The sequence below is a fragment of the Enterobacter sp. CPE_E890 genome (assembly GCF_046521475.1).
Lineage (GTDB): Bacteria > Pseudomonadota > Gammaproteobacteria > Enterobacterales > Enterobacteriaceae > Enterobacter > Enterobacter adelaidei.
Genome location: NZ_JBKFZW010000001.1, coordinates 1,552,061 through 1,569,429, shown reverse-complemented (window position 1 = coordinate 1,569,429; position 17,369 = coordinate 1,552,061). Strand labels below are relative to the sequence as shown.

Genomic DNA, 17,369 nt, shown 5'->3' with positions numbered 1-17,369 from the left:
TATCAATTTTTTATGCAGGTTATGTCTACGTGATAAGCCGAAACAGCCTTCCGGGAGGTGAATAATTCTTTAAAGAAAGGTTAAAAGCAGCAGAAAAAATGGTCTTCTGCAGCCGCTATGGCAGCGACTGCGCAAAAGTCAGACAGGCTTAGTGAAGAAAATTGGGAGATGCATCATTATTCTCTGCATCATCTTCCGCGCTATACAGCAGATGATGTGCATTGGCTTCCATCATTACCATGGAAATTTGCTCTTCACTCAAGCGCATAAACCATGAGAACTGTTTGAACGACAGCCCGGCACCGGAGAATAAAGACTGGCAAACGACCAGTTTTGGCAGATTATCATCCTGTATATCGAGAAATGCCTTCACGGTCAAAGAACTGGCATTGATGGCCGACAGGTCGGAGGCCAGCGCCAGCAGCGCAGACGGCTTCACTTCACCCAGCGCAGAGAAAAGAATCACGTCGTTAATGAGATCGATTTTGGCATCAAAAATACCATCGAAATTCTGCATATGAGGCAGATGCAGCGCCTGGCAGGAATCGCATTCGAAGAACGTAATTCCGGCATCATCAAGCCATTGACGTAACGTATCCAGTGTTGGAACGACCTGTAAATCCATCGCTGTGCAGCCTCTTTAATAAAAACTTCGCATAGATTACGCAAAAAGTGGGTTCAATTCCATTTAACCGCCCGTTTTCAGACAGTAGCCGGGCGTCGCATGACGCTCGATCCATGCGATCATTTTACCCGCAATATCGACCCCTGTGGTTTTTTCCACGCCTTCCAGCCCCGGCGAGGCATTCACCTCCATGACCAGCGGCCCACGCGTTGCCCGCAGAAGGTCTACGCCTGCCACGTCCAGCCCCAGCGTTTGCGCGGCTTTCACCGCAATTTCCCGCTCGCGCTCGCTGATAGCCGCCACCCGCGCAACGCCGCCACGGTGCAGGTTGGAGCGGAAGTCGCCCTCTTTTGCCTGGCGCTCTATGGCCGCCACCACCTCGTTCCCCACCACGAAGCAACGAATGTCGCGCCCTTTGGCCTCTTCGATGTACTCCTGCACCAGGATGTGGGCATTCAGCCCCCGGAAAGCATCAATGACGCTTTCTGCCGCCTGGCGTGTTTCCGCCAGCACCACACCAATGCCCTGCGTGCCTTCCACCAGCTTGATCACCAAAGGTGCGCCGCCCACCATATCGATGAGATCGCTGGTGTCGTCCGGTGAGTGGGCAATCCCCGTAACGGGGAGATCGATCCCCTGCCGGGCGAGCAGCTGTAACGAGCGCAGCTTATCGCGGGCGCGGGAAATGGCGACGGATTCATTGAGCGGATAGCTGCCCAGCATTTCAAACTGGCGCAGCGCGGCGGTGCCGTAATAGGTTATCTGGGAGCCGATGCGGGGGATCACCGCATCAAAATGCGGCAGCTTGCGGCCTTTGTAGTGAATCGACGAGGCGGCCGGATCAATGTTCATATAGCAGGACATTGGGTCGAGGATCTCAACCTGATGTCCGCGTTTCGCCGCCGCTTCTCGCAGACGTTTACATGAATAGAGCGTTCCATCCCGGGACAAAATGGCAATTTTCACCCTGCACCTCTCTAAAGACATGGAAAAAGCCTGCATATCATATACGCAGGCAGGCGCAGGAGGAATGGACTATCGCGTCGCCCAGCCCTGTTTATGCAGATAATCGAGAATAAACGGGCGGTTTTCTTTAATGATGGTGCGACGAATATGGTCACTCCAGGTATCGCGGCGGTTATTGCTGCCGCGCGTCATATAGTAGTTCGCCAGTTCTTCATCGTATTGCGCCAGGACATCCTGATCGACAGGTTGATAGTGATTTTCATGCACCAGCATGGCGGCAGGAATACGCGGCTTCAGATCCGGGTTATCCGCTGGCCATCCGAGGCACAGGCCAAACAGCGGCAGAACGTATTTTGGCAGCTTCAGCAGTTCGGTGACGCTTTCGATGTTATTACGCAGGCCGCCGATGTAGACACCGCCTAACCCCAGCGATTCCGCCGCCGTAAAGGCGTTTTGCGCCATCAGCGCGGTATCCACCACGCCCAGCAGCAGCTGTTCTGCCAGCCCCAGCTCGGCCTCAGGGCAGATCTGCAGGTGACGGTTAAAGTCGGCGCAGAACACCCAGAACTCCGCCGCCTGGGCCACATGCTTCTGTCCGCCCGTAAGCGTGACCAGTTGTTCCCGCATGGCCGGATCGGTAATGCGGATAATAGAGCTGCACTGCAGGAAGCTGGAGCTGGAGGTCGCCCTTGCGCTGTTAATAATGGCTTCGCGCTGCGCCTCGGTAATCGGCTCATCGGTAAAATGGCGAATGGAACGGTGGGATGTGAGCAGGTCTATGGTTGGCGTCATGTTGTCTCTCTTTGTCTTGCTTAATTCGCATGGCAGCCAGTATAGGCAATGATTGTCACAGTGTAATTGGCGAAACATAGCCTGACTGTATCAAAGCGACAGGCGAAACCTTCTTTAATGGCGGCAGGTTATCGGGCACTATATGTGTCATTCGCCGTCAGGCTTGTTTTTTGAGGAGAGAGAAATGTTTGCAGTAATTTTTGGTCGTCCAGGGTGCCCTTACTGTGTGCGCGCGAAAGAGCTGGCTGAGAAACTGACCGCAGAGCGCGATGATTTCAACTTCCGCTACGTTGATATTCACGCGGAAGGCATCACGAAAGCCGATCTGGAAAAAACCGTCGGTAAGCCGGTTGAAACCGTCCCGCAGATCTTCCTCGATCAGAAACACATCGGCGGTTGCACAGATTTTGAAGCTTATGCCAAAGAGCATCTTGGCCTGTTTGCTGAGCAGTAATACCTGAACGCCCTCACCTTGAGGGCGTTTTTATTTGGTGTGCCGCCGGTGTATCAGACTGCGCACAAACAGATAGCACAACGCGCCAAGGGCGCACCAGAACACACCGCTCAGCAACCACGCCAGCTCCTGCCAGAAACTTCTCACGGGAACAAACAGCAAGCGCATCAGCAGCAGACACAGCGGTGCTGCAAGCATTGCACCCAATAGCGGTTTCACCACCTCCCCTTTACGGGAGAGAAAGCTGGCGGCCGCGCCCGGCAGAGTGAAAAAGAGTAAACCCAGCTCCGGATGACCCGACGCCCTGAATGCCCCTTTCACATTAAAAGCAAGCGACATGCACACGACCGTGAACAGCAAAAAGCAGCTGATCACCCCCGCCCAGTTTCGTTTAATGTTCAAACAATCCTCCTGACTTATCTCTATCAAATACACATTCGTCGGGTAGACGCCCAGTCAGATAAAGCAATGCGGCAATCCTTGCCAAAGCACGCACAGGGTGATGCGATAATCAGTAGCTGTCAGTAGCTAATACGATTAAACTACACGCCAGCTAATGTTTTAGGGAATAAAGCAGGAAACAGGGAGCGTTAACGCCTTTCCCTGACCCAGAAAACAGTAGCCCAAAAAGCCCTTTCATTCAACAACTTACTGGTAAACAAGAAGTTAGCCTCCGTGAATATAAACGTCGCAGACTTGTTAAATGGGAATTACATCCTGTTATTATTTGTTGTACTCGCGCTGGGCCTTTGCCTGGGTAAATTGCGCCTGGGGTCGGTTCAACTTGGTAATTCCATTGGCGTTTTAGTCGTATCATTAATATTAGGTCAGCAGCATTTCAGCATTAACACGGACGCGCTCAACTTAGGTTTTATGCTGTTTATTTTTTGTGTTGGTGTGGAAGCGGGTCCCAACTTTTTTTCAATTTTCTTCCGCGACGGCAAAAATTATCTGATGCTGGCGCTGGTCATGGTCGGCAGTGCACTGCTGATCGCGTTAGGGCTGGGTAAACTGTTTGGCTGGGATATCGGGTTAACGGCCGGTATGCTGGCAGGTTCGATGACCTCTACGCCAGTGCTTGTCGGTGCAGGTGATACCCTGCGCCATTCCGGCATGGCTGGAGCACAACTCTCTACCGCCCTCGACCACCTGAGCCTGGGCTATGCCCTGACTTATCTGATCGGTCTTGTGAGCCTGATTGTGGGCGCGCGCTACCTGCCGAAACTGCAACACCAGGATCTACAGACCAGCGCCCAGCAAATCGCCCGCGAGCGCGGCCTGGATACCGATTCCAAACGTAAAGTCTATCTCCCGGTGATCCGTGCCTACCGCGTCGGGCCAGAACTTGTGGCATGGGCAGACGGGAAAAACCTGCGCGAGCTGGGCATTTACCGCCAGACCGGTTGCTATATCGAACGCATTCGACGTAACGGCATTCTGGCGAACCCGGACGGCGATGCGGTGCTGCAGATGGGCGACGATATCGCGCTGGTGGGTTACCCGGATGCTCACGCCCGTCTTGACCCAAGCTTCCGTAACGGCAAAGAGGTATTCGACCGCGATCTGCTCGACATGCGTATCGTCACCGAAGAGATCGTGGTGAAAAACCATAACGCCGTCGGCCGTCGTCTGGCGCAGCTGAAGCTGACCGACCACGGTTGCTTCCTCAACCGCGTGATCCGCAGCCAGATTGAGATGCCTATCGACGACAACGTCGTACTCAATAAAGGTGATGTTCTGCAGGTCAGCGGCGACGCCCGCCGCGTGAAAACCGTTGCTGACCGCATCGGCTTTATCTCCATTCACAGCCAGGTCACCGACCTGCTGGCCTTTTGCGCCTTCTTTATCGTTGGCCTGATGATCGGGATGATCACCTTCCAGTTCAGCAACTTTAGCTTCGGCATCGGTAACGCCGCCGGTTTGCTGTTCGCCGGGATCATGCTGGGCTTCCTGCGAGCGAACCATCCGACCTTCGGCTACATTCCGCAGGGCGCGCTGAATATGGTGAAAGAGTTCGGCCTGATGGTCTTTATGGCGGGTGTCGGCTTAAGCGCGGGTAGCGGCATTGGCCACAGTCTGGGTGCCGTCGGCTGGCAAATGTTGGTTTCCGGGCTGATCGTCAGCCTGGTGCCGGTTGTCATCTGTTTCCTGTTCGGTGCCTACGTGCTGCGCATGAACCGTGCCCTGCTCTTCGGAGCCATGATGGGTGCCCGTACCTGTGCGCCAGCCATGGAAATTATCAGTGACACCGCGCGCAGCAACATCCCGGCGCTGGGCTATGCGGGCACTTACGCTATCGCTAACGTACTGCTGACGCTGGCAGGTACGCTGATCATTATCATCTGGCCTGGACTCGGATAACTCCTAAGTTTGCGCATAAAGAAAAAATTTTCGTTATGCGCAGAACTTTTTGATCAGGGGGCAGTCATAACTAGTGCCACTGCTTTTCTTTGATGTCCCCAATTTGTGGAGCCCATCAACCCCGCCGTTTTGGTTCAAGGTTGATGGGTTTTTTGTTGCCTAAAATAAGATACCTTTGAAATCAGGTGGTTAGAGTGATACTTAGATGTCAGTGGCGACAAAATGGCGGCAAAGAACGCAAGTGTATATCCCTGATTTAGTATCGAGCATTGTTGTATCGGGAAAAATTCGCACTATTGGCCATACTGAAGCCATCAAAATCTGGAAAAAGTGTTAGTAAGCGAATATCAAAGGTTTTCTCAAGCATTTTCAAAAATTGTCTTTTTTTCTTGGTGTTATCCCAAATGCTATGAACGCACCACTCTCCTTGCTTAGAGCTAAGCTTCCCATTCGATCATGACTAACGACGCTATATAGAAACTGTGCAGATTGCGCTGCAATTCTCTTTGTTACTACAGGTGGTTGCCAGATTGTTGGAAAGATATCGTGCTCTATTTTCTCCCCTGGTGGAAAAACGTCGTTGTAAGCACTATTTTCCGAGTTGCCTTCAAGACCAAGAATTGCCCCTTCGTTTACACCAAACAAAAGACCAGTTACATCTGGTTCTGACCCGCTCTGTCATTGGCTTTGCGGGTTTTTCTTTTCCAGCTGACCTGCCCCCAGGATTAGATACAACCTTCAGTTAGTAATGTCGGTTGGTTTTTCTTCATATTTCCTGTTTCGCCAGTCCGTTGCGAATTCAGCTGGTGTCTGGTAATCCAGCGATGAATGGGGACGGCACTCGTTATAATCCTGCCGCCAGTCATTAATCGTTTTCCGGGCATGAAGAATATCGCTGAACCAGTGTTCATTCAGACACTCATCGCGAAAGCGTCCGTTAAAACTCTCAATAAATCCGTTCTGCGTTGGCTGGCTTACCTGGCTGGATAAGCCGTAGTTCCACACCATGCTCAAAGGCCCATTGATCGAGCGCGCGGCAGGCAAATTCCGGGCCCTGATCGGTTCTTATTGTCGCCGGATAGCCCCTAAACAGCGCGATGCTGTCCAGAATACGCGTGACCTGAACGCCTGAAATACCGAAAGCAGCGGTGATTGTCAGACACTCCTTCGTGAAATCATCCACACAGGTCAGGCACTTGATCCTCCGACCGTTGGCCAGTGCGTCCATAACGAAATCCATCGACCATGTCAGGTTCGGCGCATCCGGGCGCAGAAGCGGAAACCGTTCGGTTGCCAGCCCTTTACGGCGTCGTCTGCGTTTTACGCTCAGTCCATTAAGGTGGTAAATACGGTATACCCGCTTGTGATTGACGTGAAGGCCCTCCCGACGCAGCAGCTGCCAGATGCGGCGGTAGCCAAAACGCCTGCGCTCCAGTGCCAGCTCAGTGATGCGCCCTGATAAATGCGCATCAGCTGCCGGACGCTGAGCCTCGTAGCGGCAGGTCGACAGGGACAAACCTGTAAGCCTGCAGGCACGACGTTGCGACAGACCGGTCGCATCACACATAAACTCAACGGCTTCCCGCTTCTGGTCTGTCGTCAGTACTTTCGCCCCAGAGCCACCTGAAGTGCCTCCTTATCCAGCATGGCTTCGGCAAGTAGCTTCTTGAGGCGGGCGTTCTCCTCTTCAAGAGATTTAAGCCGCTTCACCTCAGGAACTTCCATGCCACCAAACTTCTTGCGCCAGGTGTAGAAAGTGGCATCGGAAATGGCGTGCTTACGGCAGAGCTCACGGGCAGAAACTCCGGCTTCCGCTTCGCGAAGAATACTGATGATCTGTTCGTCGGAAAAACGCTTCTTCATGGGGATGTCCTCATGTGGCTTATGAAGACATTACTAACATCGGGGTGTATTAATCAACGGGGAGCAGGTCACAGCCACATTACTGGACTTAGGAACTGTCCATTGACATAAAAATAAATTTACTCAATATTATCAATTAATTATAAAAAGCACTTAGATCGTTTTTGATCCATAAAATTGAAAAACACTGAAATTCCTTTCAATCTTTTCAGTTTGTGGTTTCCGCAAAGTCGCTAGTGCTGGCACTGCCCGGCGCGGTGGTTTGTAGAAAAATAAAACTGAAAAATTTTTATGATCCAAAAACCGCAGGCGGGTGCGGTGTAGTGCGATTTTTGTCTGCGAAAGAATTTTTTTGCCATGCTGTGACGCTCTCCGCGCCGCGCAGTAGGCACGATCTATTTCGGTTGATGCGTAGAGACTCCTAAGAGGATGGAGGCGGCAGAATGCCACTGGTGGCGTATGGTGCAGCCACGAAAAATTTATTAGTCGGGCATGAAACCCGGCATGGTACAGAGGGCAAAAAAAAACCGCATTTCGCTGGTTATGTTCGTAAGCGTCTCGTTCACACCGTCTTCCATTTCTGGCCGTGTTTCCTACCACGGACACTTTCGCGAACATGGACACTACCGTGGACAGAAACACGCCTTACACCAGTAGACCCTGGATCACTACTGCACTCAGCCTGCGGTTTAACGACGCCCTGACTTACCGGGAAATCGCTGAGCAACTGAACATCAGCACTTCCGCCACGCATAAAATGTTCAAACGTTTTCGCCGCACGGGTATCAACTGGCCATTGCCGGAGGATTACACGCCTGAGCGCCTCGAAGAGGAGCTTTACGCCTTCAACCTGAAGTCAAAAAACGCCGTCCGGACTGGCCGCTGGAGTTCAAAATCCGCATGGCGGAGCTGAGTCTGCAGCCAGGGGCCTGCGTGGCAGAGCTGGCGCGGGAAAATGGCGTTAACGATAACCTGGTGTTTAACTGGCGGAACCTGCATCGCCAGGGACTACTGGACCCTGCCAGCAGAGCCACTCTTATTCCGGTCACTGTGGAGCCGCTTCCGCCGCCATCCAGACACAACGGGGCCGCTTCATCAGACCAACCACCGGTCATCAGTTGTAAGCTAATACTGCCGGGCGGCAGCCTCAGCCTGACGGGACCACTGACGCCGGAGCTGCTGCACGTACTGGTCAGCCAACTCAGGGAGGGTGAGGCATGATTAACTTTCCGGCTGGCTCGCACATCTGGCTGGGGCGTTGAACCCGAGGCGTGGCTGCGTTACGTCATACGTCATATCCAGGACTGGCCGGTGAACCAGGTCAGCGACCTGCTGCCCTGGAAAGCCGACCTCGCATCTGCATAATCATCTATACGGTCTGTATATGAAGCTTAAGGATATAAATGAGAATGGAGTCATATATTAGTGAAGCCATCTTTGAGGGATTGATAATACGCTGATTTCAATAAATTACGTGTGAGATCGTTCTTTTCTTGGCTTTCAAAAAAAACATAATTAATTTTAGCAGCAAGAGTAAGGCCACTTTGACGCATCATAAAATAAGATGTATCTCCTGAACCCAGAGTCGGTGCGATGTAGTTGAGTAACATGTCGTTACCCTGCAGAGAAAATTTTTCAGTAATATTATAGGTTTTACGATATATGGCACTGAGCAGTACCGCAAGATTTTCGTTATTAGGATGACTTATAGTTGAATAACTTCCCGTATTTTCACTCAGGCTGCGAAAATAATCACTAGAATAATCAAAATACACTTTTCCCTGCTTGAAAAGATTTTTATATTTTTTGGCATCGTTTTCAAGCATAGACAGTTGCTTCTTTTCAGAGAACTCTGCCTGATGGTAGCGTTTGACAGCATGGGTGACATCGTTACCGCTCAGATAAAGATGCAGAAAACGGTAATCTACATAAACCATCATGTCGGGCAAAGGTAAATCATAATACCCTAGCTGGGAGCATGAAACTCTGGACTCCAGAGTAGGCAAGACAGTCAGATCAAAATATTTACGGAGCGTTTCCGTGGAAAACCCTCTCCATCTTTCAGAATGGTACTGCATAAAAATCGCATCACACTGCTCAATTTCATGATAAAAATTTACCAAGTCTCTCTTTTCATCAAGCTTGTAGATAGGAGTATTGTATACGTAAGTAAACTTATTTTCATGAAGAGCGGCATGATTTTTTATCAAATCACCTAAAACTTCTAACTGACAGTTTCCAATTAAGGCTAGTTTCATGAACCTGTTCCTTCCAGTTTGCCGGTAAGCCAATGGTATGCCTCAGGCAGTCGAGTCAATGGCGAAAAAAAAGCGCCTGTTAAGCTTTATTCGTACCGATTGGCAACCAGGGCCTGACAGATTTTCTAATCTTGCAATGTCAAGACGGTCACTATGTAACGCTTACGTTATGTTCTGGGTAGCTTTACTGGCCAATAACTGGGGGGTATTTTCCGTTAAGCGTTTCCGCTTTCGTTCCGGTATTCCCGATGGCTCCCGCGTTGTTTGATGCTCCTGTATTGCTGTGCGTGTGGCTTGCCGTTTGCTCTGCCAGCTCTTTCACCACGTCCAGCGTGTCCAGCGTGTCCAGCGTCAGCTGTGCCACGTTGATGGTGCCAGAACCAATCCACACCACCGGGGCGATTATCTGCTGCTGAACGGCCGCCACGCGGTTATTGACTGCCTGGCTGTAATCACCCGTGCATACCTGCTGAATGGCTCCGGCCATCAACGTGGATGACCCTTTAGCGGGATCGATAGGCTCAACATGAAAACGCGCCATAGGCGCGTTGGGGGTTTGAAGTTCTTCTGAATCGGCAATCCTGGCGTGATAGCAAAGGATATCGCGCACCGCCTCAACGTCATGCGGCCGTATAAACCGCAGCATGTGCCAGTGCGGTGTCCCGTCATGGTGTGACTCCACCACGCGAAAACCAAAAACATGAAAACCGGCACGGGAGATCGCTGCGCGTACTTTTGCCCAGACGTTGCATAAATAACGCTGCGTGTCCCGTGGGCTGAATCCGTTCCACTGAGACACAAAGCCGCCCTTACTGTGTACAGCGTTATAACGTGAAGGCGCAGTGATTGTGTAAAATTCGCCTGCCAGCCCTGTTCATTGGCGATATCTTCAAACCCACGCATACGTACCATCAGTTCGCAGCGACGAATGGCCGGGTTTTGGAATGCGTCACTCTAAATTGAACTCATCTATTCTCACTTTAAACTCCCGATAAATCATATTTAGGTTAAAAAATATCAAGTCATTATCCTAAAAATCCCTTGTTTTTCATAAACATGATCTTTTTAGAACTTCCATACAAGCTACGAGAATAATCTGGAGCGGAAAGAAACCTACTATGGAGGGGATAGGGATGCGATTTTCAAGCCCATTAACGGCAATGCCGGTCTTAGGGAATGCAGCAAAAGATCGCTCAATTGAGCTTAAGCGCGAGGCCAGTAGGCATGTACCATTCTGAAGAGATCATCCGCCAGCTTCAGAGCCAAAAAATACTGGCCATGAAGCTGGACCAGGCGGTACGCGCGGTAGGTGAAGAGGTAAAGAGCCACCTGAGTAATATCGGGGCCGGTGCCCAACGCCTGCTGTACTACACTTCCTGCTTTACTGATGAATATTACGATGTATGCACCAGACAAAACTTGGAGGACGCTCGCTTTCGAAAGGGCATATTCCACCTCGTTTCTCGCTGGAACATCGTCTTTGACCTAATCAACACGTACGTTGAGGAGCTGGTTAAGAATTATTCACCGAAAGAATTATCAGCGATAAAGCATGCTCTAATGCGCGCTAACGTTCACATATCCACTAGCACGCTAACCTCGTATTCATTCTCTGCAGGCGTCGCATCGACTATTTGCCTCTATGTGACCCTACCACCTTCAGGGTTAAATGTCGTTTCAGGATTAACGGGCGCAGCTATTGGCGGGTTGGGGATATATGGGATTGTGCAAAAGACAGCTGACAGTGCTCACCGCTTGCAAGTGATGCATCCCACCTACTATCAAGCGTTGTACCTGCGAGAACTGGAAATGATGTATTTCCTGGTGGAACCTGCGTTTATGCGAGCGGGCGTACTAACCCAGCAATGGACTGACAGTCAAAGCCCTTATGATGCTGCTGACACGATCCTGAAGCTCATGGGCAGGCACTAATGGGCTTTCTAAGACGCTGGTTCAAATCTCAGGCCCAGTTTTTCTTCTGGACCTATATACCCATCATCCTCACGTTCATTTTTGGCTATGCCCTTGACGTTTATTTCCCTGAGGTTAGCCAGGGATTCATCCTCCTGTTTTACCTGGTCACACTGGGGCTGGCTTACTGGATATGGCATTGAGGACCATAAAATCTACCGTGACACCTGGAACGATCGCTGTTGCGCCTGAGCACAGAAGAGGAAAGTGAGCAGATAAAAAGGAACCGTTCCAGGGAACGGTTTCTTTCCCATGACTATTAGGGGTGGTCGGACAAGCCATAAAGACTATTTTGATCTTCTACAAGCCCCCCGGATTTTTTTCTATCCTTTCTGCTTTTCCCTCTTCTCTCTCCAGCTACAGACATATATGATTTAATGAATATAACAAAAGACATTCAGGATGACCGAATGCTCCACCCTCTCCAACTCTTCAAAACCCTCTCCGATGAAACACGGCTCTCCATCATCATGCTGCTCCGCGAAGCGGGCGAGCTGTGCGTCTGCGATCTCTGCTCCGCGACCACCGAGTCGCAGCCGAAAGTCTCCCGCCATATGGCGCTGCTCCGCGAGTCCGGGCTGGTTATCGATCGCCGGGAAGGGAAATGGATCCATTACCGTTTATCTCCCCACATGCCTGCATGGGCGGCAACCATTATCGACAACAGCTGGAACTGCCTTCGGGAAGAGACGCGTGAGAAGCTGAAAAACAGACTTCCAGGTTCGTGCTAATCAATACACATTCACAAAAACAGATATGATGGAGTAAGCAATGTTTCTGGCAGGGGCAATTTTTCTGTTTACGCTGGTACTGGTTATCTGGCAGCCAAGGGGACTGAGTATCGGCTGGAGCGCGACCATTGGTGCCGTGCTGGCGCTGCTCAGCGGTGTGATCCACGTCAGCGATATTCCGGTGGTCTGGAATATTGTCTGGAATGCGACGGCCACGTTTATCGCCGTCATTATCATCAGCCTGCTGCTGGATGAGTCTGGCTTTTTCGAATGGGCTGCGCTGCACGTCGCCCGCTGGGGGAATGGCCGGGGGAGATTACTTTTTACGTATATCGTGCTGCTGGGCGCGGCGGTTGCGGCGCTGTTTGCCAATGACGGTGCGGCGCTGATCCTGACACCTATCGTGATTGCTATGCTGCTGGCGCTGGGGTTCAGCAAGCAGGCGACGCTGGCGTTTGTGATGGCGGCAGGGTTTATCGCCGATACCGCCAGCCTGCCGCTGATTGTCTCTAACCTGGTCAACATTGTGTCAGCCGATTTCTTCACGCTGGGGTTCAGCGAATATGCCTCGGTGATGATCCCGGTTGATATCGCCGCGATTGCCGCCACGCTGGTGATGCTGCATCTGTTCTTTCGCAAGGAAATTCCGCCGAAATATGACCTGTCGAAGCTTCGTGAGCCGGCACGCGCTATTACCGATCTCCCGACGTTCAGAACGGGCTGGATCGTCCTGCTCCTTCTTCTGGTCGGCTTCTTTGTGCTCGAACCTCTCGGCATTCCGGTCAGTGCTATCGCCGCAGTTGGCGCGCTGATTTTATTTGCCGTCGCCAAACGCGGACATGCGATTAATACCGGAAAAGTGCTACGTGGCGCACCGTGGCAGATCGTTATCTTCTCCCTGGGGATGTATCTGGTGGTGTACGGCCTGCGCAATGCCGGGCTGACGGACTATCTCACAGGCGTACTGAATAGCCTGGCCGGTCACGGGCTGTGGGCCACCACGCTGGGAACCGGGTTCATCACTGCGTTCCTGTCATCCATAATGAACAATATGCCCACGGTGCTGATTGGCGCGCTCTCCATTGATGGCAGTACGGCAACAGGATTGATTAAGGACGCGATGATTTACGCAAACGTGATTGGTTGCGATCTGGGGCCGAAAATCACACCTATCGGCAGCCTGGCGACACTGCTCTGGCTTCATGTACTGGCGCAGAAAAACATGACGATTACCTGGGGCTACTATTTCCGGACGGGCATCATTATGACGCTGCCGGTCCTGTTTGTGACGCTCGCCGCGCTGGCGCTACGTCTCTCCTTCACACTGTAATGAGCCACTGATATGACCCACATCACCATTTACCACAACCCCACCTGCGGTACCTCGCGCAACACGCTGGAGATGATCCGCAACAGCGGCACGGAGCCAGAGATTATCCTCTATCTGGAAACCCCACCGTCCCGCGAGAAGTTGACCACTCTGATTGCCGATATGGGGATTTCTGTACGGGATCTGCTGCGTAAAAACGTGGAGCCCTATGAACAGCTCGGCCTGGCCGAAGATAAATTCACCGACGAACAGCTGCTCGACTTCATGCTGCAATACCCGATCCTGATTAACCGTCCGATCGTCGTGACGCCGCTGGGCACTCGCCTGTGTCGCCCTTCTGAAGTCGTCCTCGACATCCTGCCTGACGCGCAAAAAGGGGCATTTACGAAAGAGGATGGCGAAGCCGTCGTTGATGCCAGCGGGAAAAAAATCTCACAAAAGTAACCCATTGATAATGGCGCAGTAAGGCTTGCATGCGGCATACCCCACCTACCGGCTGAGTTGCATCAGCCGAAACCCGGCACATACTTTTGAGGGTTAAGTCTGGTGAGGGTATGCGGATATGGGCTTTAAAAACAAAATCGCGGTCATCTTCGGCGGCAGTGGCGCCATCGGCAGCGCTGTGGCACATGCTCTGGCGCGTGAGGGGGCTGAAGTGCACCTCGCTGCACGCACCTCTACCAGGCTGGAACACGTTGCCAACAGCATTCGTGCCGCAGGCGGGTCTGCCAGCACATTTATTTTCGATGCGCTGGATGAGTCCGCGCGGCTTCCTGAGCTTGCCCACATTGATATTGTCGTCAACGCCACGGGCTTTATGCACGATCAGGGAAAACGCCTTGACGCATTAGCCCTTAGCGAATTCAGGCAGGGTTTTGATCCCTTCCTGGCCGCGTACTTTAACATCGCCAAAGCTGTTTCACCCCGCATGGGCGGCGAACATGGCGGAACCCTGATTACCGTCGTCGCGCCCGCCGCGAATATGGCGATCTCCGGGCACCTGGGGCATATCGTTGGCTGCGCGGGAACAGAAGCGTTTACCCGGGCGCTTGCCGCAGAACTGGGCGTTAAAAATATTCGCGTCGTGTGCGTGCGTTCGCACGCGATTGCCGACGCGGTGCAGGCAGGTTCGTATGTCGGTGCCATTTTCGCCGCTAAGGCGCAGGAGATGGGAATTACGGTCGAGCAGTTTCTCGGTGGTGCCGCGCAAAGTACCCTGACACATCACCTGCCCACGCTGGCACAGGTAGCAGACACGATTACGTTTCTGGCCTCAGATGCGGCAAGCGCCATCACGGGAACTACCGTCAATATGACCGCGGGCGCAACCTAGCAGCCGCCCTCGCCCGCAATTCTGCCCACCATAACCCGGATCTCCTCCCGGGTTAATGGTGTCCGGTCGGTGACATAGTGCAGCGTCATCCCTTCAATAAACGCATCCAGCGCACGGGTGGTAACCGGGTCAAACCACTGCTCCAGCGTGGTCTGGCTCATCTTCATCCAGTCCTGCATCACCGTTTTGAGCGCTGCGCTGCGGTGCATAAAGGCGTAGAGCTGATACATCAGCGCCATGTTGTGCGGCGTCGTCACCTGCGAGCTGTGGATCAGCGTGGTAATGGATTCACACGCCATTTCGGGCCCGGTGACACCCGCGAAGAAATCCCGGTACTGTTGCGACATCTGCCGGGTAAACCACGTGAAAGCTTCCTCCAGCAGCGGCTCCATACCGTCGAAATAGTAGGTCATCGACCCCAGCGGCACGCCCGCACAGGTGGCGATTTTACGGTGCGTGACGGCGTGAATCCCGTGCTCGGCAATAGTATCGAGCGTTGCCTTCAGGATCTTCTCCCGTCGATGCGGATCGTTCGGTGGTCTGCTCATAAATTCCTCACGTGGTTTGTGTACAAATGTACACAAACTTGCTAGTGTTGTCGCTATTGTTGTACTTCTGGTGCTACCCCAATGACGCTGACCTCTCCCCGTAAAGCCCTGCAGCTACGCCTGTGGGCGCTGTTTATGTTCTTCTTCATTCCCGGCCTGCTGATGGCCTCCTGGGCCACGCGTACTCCCGCCATTCGCGATATTTTGTCCGTTTCTACTGCCGAGATGGGTATTGTGCTGTTCGGTCTGTCGATAGGCTCTATGAGCGGCATTCTTTGCTCGGCGTGGCTGGTGAAGCGCTTTGGTACACGAGCGGTGATCCGCACCACCATGTGCTTTGCCGTGTTCGGGATGGGGGTACTGAGCGTTGCGCTATGGTTTGCCTCACCGGTTCTGTTTGCCCTGGGGCTGACAATATTTGGCGGCAGCTTCGGCTCGGCGGAAGTGGCGATAAACGTTGAAGGGGCGGCGGTCGAGCGCGAGATGAACAAAACCGTGCTGCCAATGATGCATGGCTTTTACAGCCTTGGCACGCTGGCCGGGGCGGGCGTGGGGATGGCGCTGACGGCCTTTGGCGTCACTGCGAATCTGCATATCCTGCTGGCAGCACTGGTTTGTATCATTCCGATTTTGACCGGCATCCGGGCAATCCCTGACGGCACAGGTAAGAACTCCTCGGATGAACAACATTCGGCGGAAAAAGGGCTACCTTTCTACCGCGATATTCAGCTGATGCTGATCGGCGTGGTGGTGCTGGCAATGGCTTTCGCAGAAGGTTCCGCCAACGACTGGCTGCCGCTGCTGATGGTGGACGGCCACGGCTTTAGCCCGACCTCCGGCTCGCTGATCTACGCCGGGTTTACGCTGGGGATGACCGTAGGGCGCTTTACCGGCGGCTGGTTTATCGATCGCTACAGCCGCGTGGCGGTGGTTCGCGCCAGTGCTCTGCTCGGAGGGCTGGGAATTGCTATGATCATCTTTGTGGATGTGGACTGGATTGCCGGCGTGTCGGTTATCCTCTGGGGGCTGGGTGCATCACTCGGCTTCCCGCTGACCATTTCGGCCGCCAGCGATACCGGCCCGGATGCCCCAACGCGCGTCAGCGTGGTGGCGACCACGGGCTACCTCGCTTTCCTGGTTGGGCCGCCGCTGCTCGGTTTCCTCGGCGAGCACTACGGGCTGCGCAGCGCCATGCTGGTGGTGTTAGGACTGGTCATCATCGCAGCGCTGGTGGCGCGCGCGGTGGCAAAGCCGGAAACGAATCAAACGACACTGGAGAAGGGATATGAGCGTTAAACTGATCGCCGTCGACATGGATGGTACTTTTCTGAGCGATGCCAAGACCTATAATCGCCCGCGTTTTCTGGCCCAGTATGCGCGCATGAAGGCGCAAGGCATTCGCTTCGCCGTCGCCAGCGGCAACCAGTACTACCAGCTGATCTCCTTTTTCCCGGAGATCGCGCATGAAATTGCATTTGTCGCCGAAAATGGCGGCTGGGTCGTAAGCGAAGGTGAAGATATCTTTAACGGTGAACTGTCGAAAACCCATTTTGAGACCGTCGCGAGTGTCTTAAACGACGTTCCGGGCATTGAGATTATTGCCTGCGGGAAAAGCAGCGCGTATACGCTGAAATGCTATGACGAGGGCTTTAAGGAGATCGCAGCGAAGTACTATCACCGTCTCGAAATGGTGAGTGATTTCGACAACCTGAACGATATTTTCTTCAAATTTGGGCTTAACGTGTCTGACAATGAAATCCCGCGTATTCAGGCGCTGCTGCATGAAAAACTGTGTGACATCATGGTGCCCGTCACGACCGGGCACGGCAGCATAGACCTGATCATCCCAGGCGTACATAAAGCCAACGGCCTGCGGATACTGCAAAAACGCTGGGGCATAGACGATAGCGAAGTGGTGGCCTTCGGCGACAGCGGCAACGACGTGGAGATGTTGCGCCAGTCCGGGTTCAGCTTTGCGATGGCGAATGCCCGACAGCATATTAAAGCGGTGGCGCGTTTTGAAGCGCCGCATAATAACGAGGAAGGGGTTTTAAACGTGATTGAGAAGGTGTTGAACGGGGAGGCACCGTTTAATTGACCGCGTGCGGTCTGGTGCCCTCACCCTAACCCTCTCCCA

17 protein-coding genes and 3 pseudogenes are annotated in these 17,369 nt (G+C 52.9%); 12 read left to right on the top strand and 8 right to left on the bottom strand.

Translation table 11 applies throughout. The features are described 5' to 3' along the window. Positions 1–148 precede the first annotated feature (148 nt). The 3 genes from ACLHV9_RS07760 to nfsA form a co-directional block, all read right to left on the bottom strand. Entirely contained in the window at positions 149–625 is a 477-nt protein-coding gene (locus ACLHV9_RS07760; protein WP_407220363.1) for a YbjN domain-containing protein, read from the bottom strand. Between the two features lie 63 nt (positions 626–688). After that, positions 689–1,591, bottom strand: a complete 903-nt coding sequence (gene rimK / locus ACLHV9_RS07755) for a 30S ribosomal protein S6--L-glutamate ligase (RefSeq protein WP_108090379.1) — start codon at positions 1,589–1,591, stop codon at positions 689–691. 69 nt (positions 1,592–1,660) lie between these two features. Continuing rightward, positions 1,661–2,383 (bottom strand): nitroreductase NfsA, encoded by a 723-nt coding sequence (nfsA, locus tag ACLHV9_RS07750; protein ID WP_108090380.1) that lies wholly within the window; start codon positions 2,381–2,383, stop codon positions 1,661–1,663. Positions 2,384–2,567: 184 nt separating this feature from the next. On the opposite strand from nfsA, the gene ACLHV9_RS07745 reads away from it, so the two are divergent. Then, a complete protein-coding gene (locus ACLHV9_RS07745; protein WP_014883149.1) occupies positions 2,568–2,837 on the top strand; it encodes a GrxA family glutaredoxin in 270 nt (89 codons plus the stop codon). Positions 2,838–2,867: 30 nt separating this feature from the next. Here ACLHV9_RS07745 and ACLHV9_RS07740 read toward each other — a convergent pair whose 3' ends face one another. Beyond that, positions 2,868–3,239 carry an inner membrane protein YbjM gene (locus ACLHV9_RS07740; protein WP_028019314.1) on the bottom strand — a complete coding sequence of 124 codons (372 nt, stop codon included), beginning with the start codon at positions 3,237–3,239 and terminating at the stop codon, positions 2,868–2,870. Positions 3,240–3,512: 273 nt separating this feature from the next. Between ACLHV9_RS07740 and ACLHV9_RS07735 the strand changes: the two genes are divergently transcribed. Then, positions 3,513–5,198 carry an aspartate:alanine antiporter gene (locus ACLHV9_RS07735; protein ID WP_028019315.1) on the top strand — a complete coding sequence of 562 codons (1,686 nt, stop codon included), beginning with the start codon at positions 3,513–3,515 and terminating at the stop codon, positions 5,196–5,198. A 738-nt stretch (positions 5,199–5,936) separates the two neighbouring features. Here the strand turns inward: ACLHV9_RS07735 and ACLHV9_RS07730 are convergent. Continuing rightward, a pseudogene (locus ACLHV9_RS07730) lies at positions 5,937–7,061 on the bottom strand (IS3 family transposase). Positions 7,062–7,689: 628 nt separating this feature from the next. On the opposite strand from ACLHV9_RS07730, the gene ACLHV9_RS07725 reads away from it, so the two are divergent. From ACLHV9_RS07725 to ACLHV9_RS07715, 3 genes and pseudogenes are all read left to right on the top strand, one after another. Then, entirely contained in the window at positions 7,690–7,974 is a 285-nt protein-coding gene (locus tag ACLHV9_RS07725) for a winged helix-turn-helix transcriptional regulator (RefSeq protein WP_161788406.1), read from the top strand. Continuing rightward, complete coding sequence (locus ACLHV9_RS07720; RefSeq protein WP_028019318.1) at positions 7,962–8,282, top strand: transposase; 321 nt, start codon at positions 7,962–7,964, stop codon at positions 8,280–8,282. The genes ACLHV9_RS07725 and ACLHV9_RS07720 overlap by 13 nt, the downstream gene beginning before the upstream one ends. Positions 8,283–8,318: 36 nt before the next feature. Next, positions 8,319–8,426 (top strand): annotated as a pseudogene (locus ACLHV9_RS07715) (transposase domain-containing protein); the annotation flags it as partial. A gap of 50 nt (positions 8,427–8,476) precedes the next feature. Here the strand turns inward: ACLHV9_RS07715 and ACLHV9_RS07710 are convergent. Further along, entirely contained in the window at positions 8,477–9,319 is an 843-nt protein-coding gene (locus ACLHV9_RS07710; protein ID WP_028019319.1) for a WcbI family polysaccharide biosynthesis putative acetyltransferase, read from the bottom strand. Positions 9,320–9,809: 490 nt separating this feature from the next. Further along, positions 9,810–10,258, bottom strand: a pseudogene (locus ACLHV9_RS07705) (replication endonuclease); the annotation flags it as partial. Between the two features lie 237 nt (positions 10,259–10,495). Between ACLHV9_RS07705 and ACLHV9_RS07700 the strand changes: the two are divergent. The 5 genes from ACLHV9_RS07700 to ACLHV9_RS07680 all read left to right on the top strand — a co-directional run bounded on the left by ACLHV9_RS07700 (position 10,496) and on the right by ACLHV9_RS07680 (position 14,684). After that, a complete protein-coding gene (locus ACLHV9_RS07700; protein WP_229255563.1) occupies positions 10,496–11,251 on the top strand; it encodes a hypothetical protein in 756 nt (251 codons plus the stop codon). A 449-nt stretch (positions 11,252–11,700) separates the two neighbouring features. Continuing rightward, a complete protein-coding gene (locus ACLHV9_RS07695) occupies positions 11,701–12,021 on the top strand; it encodes a metalloregulator ArsR/SmtB family transcription factor (RefSeq protein ID WP_108090520.1) in 321 nt (106 codons plus the stop codon). Between the two features lie 40 nt (positions 12,022–12,061). Further along, positions 12,062–13,351, top strand: coding sequence for an arsenic transporter (locus ACLHV9_RS07690; protein ID WP_108090521.1), 1,290 nt, complete (start codon positions 12,062–12,064; stop codon positions 13,349–13,351). A gap of 12 nt (positions 13,352–13,363) precedes the next feature. Then, a complete protein-coding gene (gene arsC, locus ACLHV9_RS07685; protein WP_108090522.1) occupies positions 13,364–13,795 on the top strand; it encodes a glutaredoxin-dependent arsenate reductase in 432 nt (143 codons plus the stop codon). A 118-nt stretch (positions 13,796–13,913) separates the two neighbouring features. Beyond that, a complete protein-coding gene (locus ACLHV9_RS07680; RefSeq protein ID WP_108090523.1) occupies positions 13,914–14,684 on the top strand; it encodes an SDR family NAD(P)-dependent oxidoreductase in 771 nt (256 codons plus the stop codon). Here ACLHV9_RS07680 and ACLHV9_RS07675 read toward each other — a convergent pair. Next, on the bottom strand, positions 14,681–15,232 hold the full coding sequence (locus tag ACLHV9_RS07675) for a TetR/AcrR family transcriptional regulator (RefSeq protein WP_028019327.1): 552 nt from the start codon (positions 15,230–15,232) through the stop codon (positions 14,681–14,683). The genes ACLHV9_RS07680 and ACLHV9_RS07675 overlap by 4 nt on opposite strands. 81 nt (positions 15,233–15,313) lie before the next feature. Here ACLHV9_RS07675 and ACLHV9_RS07670 point away from each other — a divergent pair, with 81 nt between their 5' ends. Then, complete coding sequence (locus ACLHV9_RS07670) at positions 15,314–16,528, top strand: MFS transporter (RefSeq protein ID WP_028019328.1); 1,215 nt, start codon at positions 15,314–15,316, stop codon at positions 16,526–16,528. After that, entirely contained in the window at positions 16,518–17,330 is an 813-nt protein-coding gene (locus ACLHV9_RS07665) for a Cof-type HAD-IIB family hydrolase (RefSeq protein WP_108090524.1), read from the top strand. Before ACLHV9_RS07670 ends, ACLHV9_RS07665 begins: the two co-directional genes overlap by 11 nt. Positions 17,331–17,369: the final 39 nt, after the last annotated feature.